The organism is Microbacterium abyssi (assembly GCF_015277895.1).
GTDB classification, from domain to species: Bacteria; Actinomycetota; Actinomycetes; order Actinomycetales; family Microbacteriaceae; genus Microbacterium; species Microbacterium abyssi.
This window is the reverse complement of record NZ_CP063815.1, coordinates 3,028,286-3,042,872: the sequence shown is the minus strand read 5'-3', so window position 1 is coordinate 3,042,872 and position 14,587 is coordinate 3,028,286. Positions and strand designations below refer to the sequence as shown.

Annotated in this window: 12 protein-coding genes; 7 read left to right on the top strand and 5 right to left on the bottom strand. The window is 67.8% G+C overall.

Annotated features, from left to right (window positions below; translation table 11 throughout):
- Positions 1-2 precede the first annotated feature (2 nt).
- From IM776_RS14665 to IM776_RS14655, 3 genes are all read right to left on the bottom strand, one after another.
- Positions 3-1,298 (bottom strand): MFS transporter, encoded by a 1,296-nt coding sequence (locus IM776_RS14665; protein ID WP_194420876.1) that lies wholly within the window; start codon positions 1,296-1,298, stop codon positions 3-5.
- A gap of 149 nt (positions 1,299-1,447) precedes the next feature.
- On the bottom strand, positions 1,448-2,635 hold the full coding sequence (locus IM776_RS14660) for a CaiB/BaiF CoA transferase family protein (RefSeq protein WP_194420875.1): 1,188 nt from the start codon (positions 2,633-2,635) through the stop codon (positions 1,448-1,450).
- Positions 2,636-2,638: 3 nt separating this feature from the next.
- A complete protein-coding gene (locus tag IM776_RS14655; protein WP_194420874.1) occupies positions 2,639-3,241 on the bottom strand; it encodes a helix-turn-helix domain-containing protein in 603 nt (200 codons plus the stop codon).
- A 169-nt stretch (positions 3,242-3,410) separates the two neighbouring features.
- On the opposite strand from IM776_RS14655, the gene IM776_RS14650 reads away from it, so the two are divergent.
- Together IM776_RS14650 and IM776_RS14645 are read left to right on the top strand one after the other, a co-directional pair.
- The gene (locus IM776_RS14650) at positions 3,411-4,592 is read left to right on the top strand and encodes a glycosyltransferase (RefSeq protein WP_228479785.1); all 1,182 of its coding nucleotides are present in this window, start codon (positions 3,411-3,413) and stop codon (positions 4,590-4,592) included.
- Between the two features lie 4 nt (positions 4,593-4,596).
- A complete protein-coding gene (locus tag IM776_RS14645) occupies positions 4,597-5,778 on the top strand; it encodes a glycosyltransferase family 4 protein (protein ID WP_194420872.1) in 1,182 nt (393 codons plus the stop codon).
- A gap of 47 nt (positions 5,779-5,825) precedes the next feature.
- Here the strand turns inward: IM776_RS14645 and IM776_RS14640 are convergent, their stop codons facing one another.
- A complete protein-coding gene (locus IM776_RS14640) occupies positions 5,826-5,987 on the bottom strand; it encodes a hypothetical protein (RefSeq protein WP_194420871.1) in 162 nt (53 codons plus the stop codon).
- Between the two features lie 101 nt (positions 5,988-6,088).
- Between IM776_RS14640 and IM776_RS14635 the strand changes: the two genes are divergently transcribed.
- On the top strand, positions 6,089-7,066 hold the full coding sequence (locus tag IM776_RS14635; RefSeq protein ID WP_194420870.1) for a GlxA family transcriptional regulator: 978 nt from the start codon (positions 6,089-6,091) through the stop codon (positions 7,064-7,066).
- A 17-nt stretch (positions 7,067-7,083) separates the two neighbouring features.
- On the opposite strand, the gene IM776_RS14630 is transcribed toward IM776_RS14635, so the two are convergent.
- The gene (locus IM776_RS14630) at positions 7,084-7,776 is read right to left on the bottom strand and encodes an NRDE family protein (RefSeq protein WP_194420869.1); all 693 of its coding nucleotides are present in this window, start codon (positions 7,774-7,776) and stop codon (positions 7,084-7,086) included.
- Between the two features lie 90 nt (positions 7,777-7,866).
- Between IM776_RS14630 and coaBC the strand changes: the two genes are divergently transcribed.
- From coaBC to pntB, 4 genes are all read left to right on the top strand, one after another.
- Positions 7,867-9,084, top strand: coding sequence for a bifunctional phosphopantothenoylcysteine decarboxylase/phosphopantothenate--cysteine ligase CoaBC (gene coaBC / locus IM776_RS14625; RefSeq protein WP_194420865.1), 1,218 nt, complete (start codon positions 7,867-7,869; stop codon positions 9,082-9,084).
- A 22-nt stretch (positions 9,085-9,106) separates the two neighbouring features.
- Positions 9,107-11,254 carry an ATP-dependent Clp protease ATP-binding subunit gene (locus IM776_RS14620; RefSeq protein WP_194420855.1) on the top strand — a complete coding sequence of 716 codons (2,148 nt, stop codon included), beginning with the start codon at positions 9,107-9,109 and terminating at the stop codon, positions 11,252-11,254.
- A gap of 317 nt (positions 11,255-11,571) precedes the next feature.
- A complete protein-coding gene (locus IM776_RS14615) occupies positions 11,572-13,146 on the top strand; it encodes a Re/Si-specific NAD(P)(+) transhydrogenase subunit alpha (RefSeq protein ID WP_194420847.1) in 1,575 nt (524 codons plus the stop codon).
- A complete protein-coding gene (gene pntB, locus IM776_RS14610) occupies positions 13,143-14,555 on the top strand; it encodes a Re/Si-specific NAD(P)(+) transhydrogenase subunit beta (RefSeq protein ID WP_194420840.1) in 1,413 nt (470 codons plus the stop codon). Before IM776_RS14615 ends, pntB begins: the two co-directional genes overlap by 4 nt.
- Positions 14,556-14,587 lie beyond the last annotated feature (32 nt).

Here is a 14,587-nt window from a genome sequence, read left to right as displayed (position 1 = left end):
GATCACTTTCCGAGATGGATGCCGTTGACACGGCGGGCGACGAGGTAGAAGACGATGCTGAGGGCGCAGAGTACGGCGACATAGGAGGGGAACAACCAGTGCAGGCCGAGGCTCTGGAACCACACCAACAGGTACGAGGCGGTGCCACCGAAGATCGCGACGCCGAGTCCGTAGCCGAGCGAGGCGCCGGCACCGCGATAGACCTTCGGCATGAGAGATGCCGAGACGACGTTGTAGAGCGTCATGTTGAGGACCAGCACGATCGAGCCGCCGAGGAGCACGGCGGCGAAGCCGCCCAGCCCGGGCTGCACGTACAGAAGCATGATGAACACCGAGGGGATCGCCAGCAGGCGTGTCACGATGAACCAGCGCGACAGCGACCTTCCGTCGGTGAGCTTGCCGACCACGAGGCTGCCGACGACCATGATGAGTCCCAGCAGCGTCGTGAAGCCGAAGACCGCGGATGGGTCTTCCTGCATGGTGGATCGTGCAGCATTCGGGAGACCGACGTTCCAGGCATAGTTGTATGCCTGCACAGCTCCGACGATGAACACGATCGCGAGCACGCTCAGCCAGCTGCGCCGCACACCGGTCCACACTGACCCCGTGGAGGTGCTCTTCAGCTCCTCCTTCGTCATGGTTTCGGGGAGAGTGCGGCGCAGGTAGATGATGACGACGCTGAGCAGCGCGCCGACGATGAACGGGACGCGCCAGCCCCACTCGGACATCTCAGACTCGTTCAGAGCAAGTGTCACCAGCCATGTCACCAGCGGCGCGCCCACGATCCCGATGTTCACGAAGAACGAGATGATGCCGGCCACGAAGCCTTCGCGCCCCTCTGGGACCAGTTCGACGGCGTGCGCTGTGGACAGGGGAGCCTCCACTCCAGTGGAGATGCCCTGCACCACGCGGCACAACAGCAGGATGACGCCGGCCCAGGCTCCGATGGACTCGTATGTCGGGACCAGAGCGATCACGAGCGTGCTGATCGCCATGAGGATGATCGACAGCATCATCACCTTGCGGCGGCCGATGCGGTCGGCAACAGTTCCGAGCACGATGCCGCCGAGTGGCCGGAAGAAGAATCCGACAGCGAACACGGCGAGGGCGCTCATGGTTTCGGCGACGGGATCATCGGACGGGAAGAACTGCGGGCCGAGGTAGGCCGACAGGAGTCCGAAGATCATCCAGTCGTACCACTCGAGGGTGTTGCCGAGTCCGAGGCCGAGAAGGCCGCGCTTGGCATCAGGGGTGAGGCGTCGGACTTCGCGGGAGGTGTCGACGGTGGTGTCGGTCATGATGCTCCTTGTCAAGCGACACTGCTTGCAGGTCACTTCGACGTGACACGTCGAAGAACCCTGGGATTGGTGGAGTCGGGCGAGGTTCCGAATGCCTCACCGCGACATCTTCACCTTACTAAAAATATTTGTGATATCAAACAGATTCTTCAACGAATCGCGCCTGATGCACGCATAGTTTCGATTTTGGCGTCGTCGTACCCGAGGTCGTTGAGGAGCTCGATCGTATGCTCGCCGATTCGCGGAGGTGCGTGGCGCACCAGCGAAGGCACCTCGGAGAGGTGGATCGGAGGCGCGATCGTGCGGATGAGGCGGCCGTCCTGGTCCTCGAACTCCAGGATCATCCGGTTGTGCTCGGTCTGCGGATCATGCAGCGCCTCGTCGAGTGTGCGCACCGGGCCGCACAACACGTCTTCGCGCTCCAGCGCGGCCAGGAAGTGCGCAGAGCTGTTCTCCCGCAGTCGCGCCCCGATGATGCCGCGTATCTCATCTCGATTGCTTCTGAGTCCGTCGAGCGTCGCGAAGCGCTCTTCGGCCGACAGGTCCGGCAGATCCAGGGCGCGGCAGATGTCGGCGAGCGGGTTCTCCTTGAAGGCGCCGATGATGACGATCTCGGAGTCGCTGGTGGGGAAGCATCCGGTCAGGGGCATGAGCGCCCAGTTGAGCTCCTGGTCGTACATCAGCCGGGTGGTCGCCTCTTGCATCTGCATGGCGAGCATCGAGTCGTACAGGCTCACTTCGACGCGCTGCCCGACGCCGGTGCGCTCACGGTGCAGGAGCGCGAGAAGAATGCCCTGCACGAGATGCAGGCCCGCTGTGTAGTCGGCGATCGGGGTGGCGTAGATCGTCACCGGATGCGAAGGGTCGGCGAGCCGCTTCATGACACCGGAGTACGCCTGTCCCAGGATGTCCTGGCCGCCCTTGTGCGCATACGGGCCGGAAGCGCCGAAGCCGGATCCGGCCGCCCAGATCGCCCGCGGGTTGAGTTCGGCGACGGCCTGTGCTCCGAATCCGAGGCGTTCCATCACGCCTGGCCGGAAATTGCTGACCACGACGTCGGCGCCGCGGATGAGATCGGCGATCACCTCGCGACCGGCGGGGGTGGTGAGATCGACGACGATCCCGCGCTTGTTCCGGTTCAGCGCGAGGAAGATCGGGTTGTCGCCTCCGGTCGCCGCGAGCACGCCGGTGCGCGAGAGGTCGCCGCCGCCCGGCCGCTCCACCTTGACGACGTCCGCACCGAAGTCCCCGAGCGCTTGGGTGCACGACGGGCCGAGCATGACTTGCGTGAAGTCGATGACACGGATGCCGTCAAGGGGAAGCGTGGAGCCCTGCATGGATCACCAGGTCGGAGGCGTGTTGACCCACACCGCGACGCACTGCTCGCTCGACGTATTGCGGAACCAGTGCGGCTTGGTGGAATCGAAACGGATGGAGTCGCCGCCGTCGAGCTGGAACAGCTCGCCGTCCACGCAGATCTCGAGGCGGCCGGAGATGATGAGGCCGAACTCCTCGCCGCCATGGGTGAATGGAGCGTCGCTGGTGTCGTGCCCGGGATCGGTGACGACCCAGAGCGCCTCGAGAGCGCCGTTGAGGTCGGGCACGAGCAGCTCGTACACTGCCTGCCCCATGCCTTCCGGTGTGCTTCGGCGGAGGTCGCGGCGCTCACTGCGTCGCACCACTGGAGATTTCGTCTCGTGATATGACGGCAGGAGTTTGCCGACCGGGATGTCGAGGCCGTGGGCGAGCTGCGCAAGCGTACTGAACGAGGGGTTCGCGCGCCCTCGCTCGAGTTGGCTGATGATCGCCGCGCTCAAACCGGTGGCTTCGGCGAGGTCTGCGAGCGTGAGCTTCTTCTTCTTGCGCATCGACCGGACGGTCTCGCCGATGCCCTCGAGCAGGTTCGCGACGGCCGGTCCGGCCGGTGTGGAAGTAGTACCCATGGTGTGGCTCCCGGGTTGAAGGTTCCTCAATTATATTGAATCTCTTCACTGTCAGCTGTGCGCGCGTCGTCCTCGGGTCGACGGCAGTGCTCCCCGGTGTCCGCAGGGCCCTCGGGTAGAGTTGCCAGCGCCCGGATCCGGGTTCCCGCGTACCAAAGGCTGCAAATCCGTGACCTCCCCTGACGCCCCGCTGAAGATCCTCATCGGCTGCGACACCTTCGCTCCCGACATCAACGGAGCCGCACGGTTCGCTGAGCGCCTGGCCGCAGGGCTCGTGCAGCGCGGGCACGACGTGCACGTGGTCGCGCCGAATCGGAAATATCGCCGTGCGCAGCCCGCAACCGAGGTCATCGAGGGCGAGCCGATGACGCTGCATCGTCTGCCGTCGGTGCGCTGGGCGCCTCACGACTGGCTGCGGTTCGTGTGGCCGTGGCGCTCCAAGCACTACGCCCGCAAGGTGCTCGACCGTGTGAAGCCCGACGTCGTGCACATCCAGTCGCACATCGTGATCGGGCGCGGGCTCTCGCGCATCGCGCACCAGCGCGGCATCCCGGTCATCGCCACCAACCACGTGATGGCCGAGAACATCCTCGATCACACCACGATGCCGAAGTTCGTCGACGACATCGTGCTGAAGCTCGCGTGGGCCGACGCCAAGCGCACGTTCGACCTCACCCGCGCGATCACCACCCCGACCCGCCGCGCAGCCGACTTCCTCGAGCGCACGGTCGAGGTCAGCGGCGTGATCCCGGTGAGCTGCGGCATCGACCGCACGCAGTACACCCCGACGATGGGGCAGCGCGAGAAGAACCGGATGGTCTTCGTCGGGCGTCTGACCGCCGAGAAGCAGGTCGAGATCATCCTCGAGGCCATGACGAAGCTCGACCCGGCGCTCGATGTCAGCTTCGACATCGTCGGCGGCGGAGATCAGCGCAAGAGCCTTGAACGACTCACCGGCGAGCTCGGCCTGTCCGATCGCGTCACGTTCCACGGCCGCACGACCGACGAGGAGCTGCGCGCCGTGCTGTCGCGCGCGAGCCTGTTCGTCATCGCGTCGATCGCCGAGCTGCAGTCCATCGCGACGATGGAGGCGATGGCATCCGCCCTGCCGGTCGTCGCCGCGGATGCCGTCGCCCTCCCTCACCTCGTCCACGACGGCGAGAACGGATACCTGTTCGAGCCCGGCGACGTCGACGAGCTCGCCGCGCGGCTCACGGATGTGTTCACCGCGTCGACCGAGGAGTATGAGCGGATGCAGCAGGCCTCGCTCGACGGCGTCATCGTGCACGACATCAACCGCACCCTCGACACCTTCGAGGCGCTCTACCGCGACCAGCCGCTGCCGGAGTAGTCCGATGCACATCGTCTTCTTCGGCGATCAGCACCTCGAGTCCCTCGGCGGAGCGCAGGTGTCGATGCGGCTGCAGCGGCGATTCCTCGAGCGCGCCGGGCACACCGTCACGGCGGTGGCGCCGAGGATGCACGCGTCGCGCGGGTCGTCGGATGCGGGTTACCTGGATCTCCCCTCGATCCCGATCACGCTCGACCGCGAGTACTCGATGTCGTGGCCAGGCCGCAGAACCGACCGATACCTCGATCGTGCTCTCGCCTCGCGTCCGCCCGTCGACCTCGTGCACGTGCAGGCCGACTTCTGGGGCGCGTTCATCGGCCATCGCTTCGCACATCGGCACGGCATCCCGGTCGTCCACACGATGCACAACCGCGTCGACGTCGGTATGGCGGCCGTCACGCCCCTGCACCGTCAGGTGCTGGCCGTGCTGAACCTGTGGCGGCGCCGGGCGATGCGCGGGATCGGCCGGCCGGTGTCCGGCAGCGATGGCTGGGCCTTCCTGCGCGGCATCGCCCAGGTCGCCAACGCCGTCACCGCACCGTCGGGGCATTTCGCGCGCCGCCTCGAGCAGCACGATGTCTTCGGTGATGTCGACGTCATCTGGAACGGCATCGACGACGACCTGCTCGCGTCGGTTCTGGCCGCGCGGGAGGAGCGGGGCGACCGGCGCCCGCGGTTCGTCTGGCTCGGACGGATGAGTCCCGAGAAGAGGCTCCTGCCGTTCCTCGAGGCGGTCGTCGAATCGCAGGTGGATGCCGACATCGAGGTCATCGGCGGGGGAGGGCAGCTGCGCGCAGCGGAGAAGATCGCCCGCAGGCATGACGGCATCCGCTTCGCCGGGCGCCTGCCCTACGCCGAGACGCTCGCGCGGATCGCGGCGGCGGATGCTGTGGTGCAGACCTCCATCGGATTCGAGACGCAGGGTATGACTCCGTTCGAGGCGGCGACGCTCGGCACCCCGACGATCGTCAGCGACCCCGACATCGCCGCCGAACTGCGCGGGGGACTGTGGGCCGTGTCCGACGGGTCGGTCGCCGCGCTCGCCGCGACGCTGAAGCAGGCGGCATCCGACCTCTCGGCCGGCAGCGCGCCGACGCCCGATCCCGAGGTCGCCGCGGCCTTCCGCCAGTCATCGCGCACGGCGGCGATGATCGAGATCTACGAGCGCGTGCTGCGCGCGGGTTGATCGGCGCGCGGGGGCTGCTTCGCGCGTCTCCGGAGTACGGGTGCCGTTCAGCGGTACGCGACTGTGGACTCGGCGTCCCTGAGGGTGTCGTGCTCGGCGACGCGCGTCCAGTCCGTGGGCGCTGCCCGGTATCCGTCGCGGTGGATCTCGACCACTGTCGCGACCAGGCCGATCAGGGCGAGTGCTGCGAGAAGGATGACGATGATCATGGCAGAAAAGCTACGCCTGGTGGAATCGTGCCACGAGTGGCAGAATAGACATAGATCATCGAAAAACTGCCACGCTGATTCGATCACCACGAAGGAGTGCCATGAAGACCGTCGCGTGCATCCTCCAGGACGGCTTCGCGCCCTTTGAGTTCGGCGTCGCGTGCGAGGCGTTCGGGCTTGACCGTTCTGACGACGGCGTCCCGAACTTCGACTTCCGCGTCGTCGCCGCAGACGCAGGGCGCGTCGCATCCAAGATGGGCTTCTCCGTCAACGTGGAGAACGACCTCTCCTTCGCCTACGAGGCCGACCTCGTCGTCGTGTGCCCGATCCCGCGCGAGTGGTGGGGGCACACCGATCCGCGCGTCCTCGACGCGGTGCGGGATGCCGCGGCGCGCGGCGCCTGGCTGCTCAGCGTCTGCAGCGGCTCTTTCGTGCTCGCGCAGGCGGGGGTGCTCGACGGGCGCAGGGCCACGACGCACTGGATGTACTCCGACACCATGATGACGATGTATCCGCAGATCGACGTCGATCCCGACGTGCTGTTCGTGCAGGACGGGCGCATCATCACCAGCGCCGGCACGGCCGCGGGCCTGGACGCCTGCCTGCACCTGCTGCGCCAGGAGATCGGTGCGGAGCTGACGAACCGCGTCGCGCGCCGCATGGTCGTGCCGCCGCAGCGCGACGGGGGCCAGGCGCAGTTCATCGACCGGCCGATCAGCGCCGTGCAGAGCGACTCGCTCGCCGCCGTCACCGAGTGGGCGATGGAGAATCTCCGTGAAGAGCTGACCGTCGATCATCTCGCCGGACGCGCGCACATGTCTCCGCGCACGTTCGCCCGCCGGTTCAAGGCGGAGCACGGTGCGACCCCGGCCGCATGGCTCGCCCGGCAGCGGATCATCCAGGCGCAACGGCTGCTGGAGCGCACCGATCTCGGCCTGGAGGTCATCGCCACGGAATGCGGGTTCGCCTCGGCGGCGGTGCTCCGCCAGAACTTCGCCCGCGTGCTCGGCACGACGCCGACCGCGTACCGCGCGACCTTCTCATGCACGACGAGCGAGGACGCGGTTCCGGTGGCCTGAGCCGGCCCGGGGCTCCGTCAGCCCCAGTGGCCCGGCGCGGTCAGCTTCGACTCGTCGATCTCGACGCCGTGGTGCCCGACGTCCGCGACGCAGTACAGCAGCGACTGCGTCGGGTATCCGTGCGGACGGTTGTCGCGAATGATCGCGGCGTCGTCGGTCGGGTCCAGACGAGCGGATGCCGCGAGCAGGTCGATCCAGCGTCGCTCCCACCCGTCCGTGCGCGCAGGGCGCTCGCGGAACTCCGGCAGCCAGCGTGCGATGCGGGCGGTCGCCTGATCGTCGAGGTCGTCGTGGGCGATCATGTGGACGCCGCGCGGCACGGGCGTCTCGCGCAGCATCCGCCCGTCCCACGACAGCACGCGGGCGGCATCCGGGCCGATCTCGAGAAGATTGAAGCCGTGCATCGGCAGTGGGCCTTCGGGGGAGCGCCCCGCGACGGACTCGAGCGCGAGACTGCCCCGACTGCGCACTCGATCCTCTGGAAGGTCGAGGACGTCGGCGCGGTTCAGCAGCACGGCGAGGCGGTGCGTGGTGCGGTCGACCGCGAGCCAGGCTCCTCCCGCCCGCCGATCGCGGATGCCGACCACTCCGGGGTACTGCTCCGGCCACCACTCGCCGAGGGAATCCCAGGCCCGCTCAGGATCCTCGTCGCGGACGGCGAGCAGCCGCGAACCGCCGGGCTCTGCGACATCGATGACGACCGTGCACACGCGCCCAGTCTAGGTGCGTGCCGGTGTGCGGACCCGCGGGTCGGCTCACGCCAGGCCCCGCGGCATCCACGCGTCGGGCAGAATCGAGGCATGAACATCGTCGTCGGAGTCACGGGCGGCATCGCCGCGTACAAGACGGTGCAGCTGGTGCGGCTGCTCATCAAGGCCGGACACGAGGTGACGGTCATCCCCACCGAGGACGCGCTGCGGTTCGTCGGCACTCCGACCTGGGAGGCGGTGAGCCGCAACACGGTCACCACCAGCGTCCACGACGACGTCGCGAAGGTGCGCCACGTCGCACTCGGGCAGGCCGCTGAGCTCATCATCGTGGCGCCGGCCACCGCGAACACCATCGCGAAGATGACCGTCGGCCTCGCCGACGACCTGCTCGGCACCACCCTCCTCGCGACGACCGCCCCTGTCGCGATCACCCCCGCGATGCACACCGAGATGTGGCGGCATCCGGCCACGCAGGCCAACATCCAGACCCTCCGCGAGCGCGGCGTGCACATCCTCGGCCCCGCCGACGGCGAACTGACCGGCGGCGACTCGGGCCCGGGACGGATGCTCGAACCCGAGGAGATCTTCGACGCAGCCCTCGCCCTCCTCACCCCGCAGGATCTGGCCGGCACGCGCGTCGCGATCTCCGCGGGCGGCACGCGCGAGCCGATCGATCCGGTGCGCTTCCTCGGCAACCGCTCCAGCGGTCGGCAGGGCGTCGCGCTCGCCGCCGAGGCGGCAGCGCGCGGTGCGCAGGTCACCCTCGTCGCGGCGAACATCTCCGCAGACGTGCTCGCCGGAGCGCGGCATCCGCTCATCGACGTCCGCACGGTCGGCGCCGCCGCAGAGCTCGGCGAGGCGATGCGGGATGCCGCGGCATCCGCCGCCGTCGTGATCATGGCGGCCGCGGTCGCCGACTACCGTCCGACGAGCGCCGCCGAACAGAAGCTCACCAAGGAGGAGGGCGTCCTCGACCGGATCGATCTCGTCGAGAACGACGACATCGTCACCGGGCTGGCCGCCTCACGCCCGAACGGCCAGATCGTCGTCGCGTTCGCCGCCGAGACGCTCACGGATGCCGACGCGCGGCGCGAGCGCGCCAGACGCAAGCGCGACCGCAAGGGCGTCGACCTGCTCGCGGTGAATCTCGCCGACGCCGCGCATGGATTCGAGAACCCTGACAACGCGGTCGAGGTCATCGGCGACGGCGGAGCGGTGGTGGCGTCGGCCGAGGGATCCAAGCGCGAGGTCGCTCGCGCGATCTGGGACGCGGTGCTAAACTTGAGTCAACAACACTCAACTTTGTAAGGAGTCCTCCAGGAGGAAGCAGATGACCACGCCCGCACAAAATGAACAGCAGTCCGCCCTCGAGCAGTTCGGCATCAACCTGACCGACCGCGCCCGCCAGGGCAAGCTCGACCCGGTGATCGGCCGTGACAGCGAGATCCGTCGCGTCAGCCAGGTGCTCACCCGCCGCACGAAGAACAACCCCGTGCTCATCGGCGAACCGGGCGTCGGCAAGACCGCCGTCGTCGAGGGGCTGGCTCAGCGCATCGTCGCGGGCGACGTCGCCGAATCCCTGAAGGACAAGGACCTCATCACCCTCGACATCTCCGCGCTCGTCGCCGGTGCGATGTACCGCGGCCAGTTCGAGGAGCGCCTGAAGCAGGTGCTCAAGGAGATCACCGAGTCCGACGGGCAGATCATCACGTTCATCGACGAGCTGCACACGCTCATGGGCGCCGGCGGCGGCGAGGGATCGGTCGCGGCATCCAACATGCTCAAGCCAATGCTCGCCCGCGGTGAGCTGCGCCTGATCGGTGCCACGACGCTGAACGAGTACCGCGAGTTCATCGAGAAGGATGCCGCGCTCGAACGCCGCTTCCAGCAGGTCTACGTCGGTGAGCCGACGGTCGAGGACAGCATCGCGATCCTGCGCGGGCTCAAGGGCCGGTACGAGGCGCACCACGGCGTGACGATCGCGGACAGCGCGCTCGTCGCCGCTGCGGCGCTGTCGAACCGGTATCTGCCGAGCCGCCAGCTGCCCGACAAGGCCATCGACCTGATGGACGAGGCCATGTCGCGGCTCAAGATGGAGATCGATTCGTCTCCGGTCGAGATCGACCAGCTCAAGCGTCAGGTCGACCGGATGAAGCTCGAAGAGCTCGCGCTGAAGAAGGAGAAGGACGCGGCCTCCAAGGAGCGCCTGGCTGCGCTCCGCGAGCAGCTGGCCGAGCAGGAGCGCGAACTCGCCGTCCTCGAAGAGCGCTGGGCCCGCGAGAAGTCAGGCCTGAACCGGGTGGGCGAACTGAAGAAGCAGCTCGACGATGCGGTCACGCAGCGCGACCTCGCGATGCGCGAGGCCGACTACACCAAGGCGTCGAAGCTCGAGTACGAGACGATCAAGCGCCTGGAGCGCGACATCGCCGAGGCCGAGCAGGCCGAAGCCGCCTCCGCCGAGTCGGGCGAGGGCCGTATGGTCAACGACCAGGTCACCGAGGAGGACATCGCAGGCGTCATCGCTGCGTGGACCGGCATCCCCGTCGGACGCCTGCTGCAGGGCGAGAGCGAGAAGCTGCTGCACCTGGAGCACGAGCTCGGCCGGCGCCTGATCGGCCAGAAGAACGCGGTGCGCGCGGTGGCGGATGCCGTGCGCCGCTCGCGTGCCGGCATCAGCGACCCCGGTCGCCCGACCGGGTCCTTCCTGTTCCTCGGACCGACCGGTGTGGGAAAGACCGAGCTCGCCAAGGCTCTCGCGGAGTTCCTGTTCGACGATGAGCACGCGATGGTGCGCATCGACATGTCGGAGTACGGCGAGAAGCACACAGTCTCGCGTCTCGTCGGTGCCCCTCCGGGGTACGTCGGATATGAGCAGGGCGGTCAGCTGACCGAGGCCGTGCGTCGCCGTCCGTACAGCGTCGTGCTGCTCGACGAGGTCGAGAAGGCGCACGCCGAGGTGTTCGACGTGCTGCTGCAGGTGCTCGACGACGGCCGCCTCACCGACGGGCAGGGGCGGACGGTCGACTTCTCGAACGTCATCCTGATCCTCACCTCGAACATCGGCTCGCCGATCCTCATCGACCCGGTGATGTCCGAGGGCGAGAAGCGGGAAGCCGTGATGGCGCTGGTGCGGCAGTCGTTCCGTCCTGAGTTCCTCAACCGTCTCGACGACATCGTGATGTTCTCGGCGCTGTCGGAGGACGACCTCGCGCAGATCGTCGAACTCACCGTCGATCAGCTGCAGCAGCGGCTGCACGATCGCCGGCTGACGCTCGCGGTCACCCCTGACGCCCGCTCGTGGCTCGCCCAGCGGGGGTACGACCCCGTGTACGGCGCGCGGCCGCTGCGCCGGCTGATCCAGAACGAGGTGCAGAACAAGCTCGCAACCGCCCTGCTGTCCGGCGGAGTGCACGACGGCGACACCGTGCGCGTGGATGTCTCGGCCGACGGCGCGGGGCTGGTGCTGACCTCGGCCTGAGCGGCCGGGCGCCGCGGCGCGTGTCTCAGAAGTGGCGACCGCGAGGGGCATGAACTCGCATGTTCTGAGACATCATCCGGTGCGTGTCTCAGAACATGCGGGTGCTCGGCCGCCGAACCCGCACTTTGTGTGACCTGGAGCGCGCCCATGGATGCACGCGCGGCGCTGGAGTTGATGAAATCTCAAGAACAGGATTTCTTTCGATCCGATCGAACGAAATATCCCCTTGCGCTTCGGTGTCCCGTCGATAGAGTCTCGTCTCATGTGTGTCGACGGCGGACTGTTCCGTTCGTCGCCGACGGGAGACAGGAGCTGTGATGACGCAGATCGGCATCGTGCGTGAGCAGGACGGCGAGACGCGGGTCGCCGCCACGCCGCAGACCGTAGGGGCCCTGCGCAAGCTCGGCTACGACGTCGCGGTCGAAACAGGTGCGGGCGTGGCATCCGCCTATCCCGACGACGCCTACGCGACCGCCGGCGCGGTGATCGTCAGCGCCGATCAGGCGTGGGCGTCGCCCATCCTGCTGAAGGTCAACGCCCCGACGGATGCCGAGATCGCCAGAATCGCGGACGGCGCGACGCTCATCGCACAGCTGAGCCCGAACCTGCGCCCTGAGCTGCGTCAGGCGCTCGCGACGCGCGGCATCACCGCGCTGGCGCTGGATGCGGTGCCGCGCATCTCGCGGGCGCAGTCGATGGATGTGCTCAGCTCGATGTCGAACATCTCGGGCTACCGCGCGGTCGTCGAAGCGGCGAACGAGTTCGGCCGGTTCTTCACCGGACAGGTCACCGCTGCGGGCAAGGTGCCGCCGGCGAAGGTGCTCGTGGCCGGTGCCGGTGTCGCCGGGCTCGCCGCCATCGGTGCGGCATCCAGCCTCGGCGCGATCGTGCGCGCGACCGATCCGCGTCCAGAAGTCGCCGATCAGGTGAAGTCGATCGGCGGCACGTACCTCGAGGTCATCGTGCCCGAGGAGCAGAAGGAGATCTCCAGCGACGGCTACGCCAAGGCGACCAGCGAGGCGTATGACCGCCGCGCCGCAGAGCTCTACTCCGAGCAGGCCGCGGACGTCGACATCATCATCACCACCGCTCTGATCCCGGGCCGCGCCGCCCCGCGGCTCATCACGGCGGCGGATGTCGCGAGCATGAAACCGGGCAGCGTCATCGTCGACATGGCAGCCGCACAGGGCGGAAACGTCGAGGGCTCGGTCGCAGGCGAGCGCGTCGTCACGGCGAACGGCGTCATCATCCTCGGCTACACGGACCTCGCCGGGCGCCTGCCCACCCAGGCCTCGCAGTTGTACGGCACGAATCTCGTCAATCTGCTGAAGCTGCTCACGCCGGCCAAGGACGGGCAGCTCGTGCTCGATTTCGACGACGTCGTGCAGCGGACCGTGACGGTCGTGCGCGACGGCGAGGAGACCTGGCCGCCACCGCCGGTGCAGGTGTCGGCGGCGCCTGTTTCGAAGGCTGTGGATGCCGCACCCGCCGCCCCTGCGAAGAAGAAGGGCCTGTCGGCCGGTGCGAAGGTCGCGCTGGTCGCGGCAGGCATCGCCGCGCTGTTCCTCGTCAACGCGGTCGCGCCGGCGCCTCTGCCGCAGCACTTCACCGTGCTGATGCTGTCGGTCGTGATCGGCTTCTATGTCATCGGCAAGGTCTCGCACGCCCTGCACACGCCGCTCATGAGCGTCACCAACGCCATCTCGGGCATCATCATCGTCGGCGCGATCGTGCAGATCGCGACGCCGAACCTCGTGGTGCAGATCCTGTCCGCGATCGCCGTGCTCGTGGCATCCATCAACATCTTCGGAGGGTTCGCGGTCACGCGCCGCATGCTGAAGATGTTCTCCAAGGACGCGCCCTCGACTTCTGAGAAGGGGGCCGGCCGATGAGCGCCGTCGAACTCTCCGCATCCGTCGCGGGCGCCGCGTACATCGTCGCCGCTCTGCTGTTCATCATGAGCCTCGCAGGGCTCAGTCGCCACGAGTCCTCGCGCGCCGGCGTCACCTACGGCATGGTCGGCATGGCGATCGCCCTGGTCGCCACGATCTGGGTCACGTTCCAGGGTGCGTGGGGGCAGCCGCAGGCGATCCTCGGGCTCGTGCTGCTGCTGGTCGCGATGCTCGTCGGCGCGGTCATCGGCCTCTGGCGGGCGCGCAGCGTCGAGATGACCGGCATGCCGGAGCTCATCGCGCTGCTGCACAGCTTCGTGGGTCTCGCGGCCGTGCTCGTCGGCTGGAACGGCCACCTGCACAGCCCCGGGCTCACCGGCGCGCTCGCCGACATCCACCACGCCGAGGTGTTCATCGGCATCTTCATCGGCGGCGTGACGTTCACCGGATCCATCGTCGCGTTCCTGAAGCTGTCGGGGCGCATCTCGTCGAAGCCGCTCATGCTGCCGGGCAAGAACGTGCTGAACCTCGGTGCGATCGTCGTGTTCATCGGCCTGACGGTCTGGTACGTCATGACGCCGTCGCTCGTGCTGCTGATCGTCGTCACCGCCCTGTCTCTGGCGCTCGGGTGGCACCTGGTCGCTTCGATCGGCGGCGGCGACATGCCGGTGGTCGTCTCGATGCTGAACAGCTACTCCGGCTGGGCCGCCGCCGCCGCGGGCTTCCTGCTGAACAACGACCTGCTGATCGTCACGGGTGCGCTGGTCGGATCTTCCGGTGCGTATCTGTCGTACATCATGTGCAAGGCCATGAACCGGTCGTTCATCTCGGTGATCGCCGGCGGGTTCGGCATCGCGGCGCCGACGAAGGATGACGTCGACCACGGCGAGCATCGTGAGATCGACGCGGCGTCCGTGGCCGACATGCTCGGCAGCGCCTCGACCGTCGTGATCACACCCGGCTACGGCATGGCCGTCGCACAGGCGCAGTACCCGGTCGCCGAGCTCACGCAGAAACTGCGCGATCGCGGCGTGGACGTCAGGTTCGGCATCCATCCCGTCGCCGGACGCCTGCCCGGGCACATGAACGTGCTGCTGGCCGAGGCCAAGGTGCCGTACGACATCGTGCTCGAGATGGACGAGATCAACGACGACCTGGCATCCACCGCCGTCGTCCTCGTGATCGGCGCGAACGACACCGTGAACCCCGCGGCGGCCGAGGATCCCAGCAGCCCGATCGCCGGAATGCCGGTGCTGCGCGTGTGGGAAGCCGAGAACGTGATCGTGTTCAAGCGCTCGATGGCCTCGGGGTATGCCGGCGTGCAGAACCCGCTGTTCTTCCGCGAGAACGCGCAGATGCTGTTCGGTGATGCGAAGGATCGGGTGGACGACATCCTGCGAGCGCTGTAACCCTCGTTCAGGTCGCACTTCCTGCCGCTCTG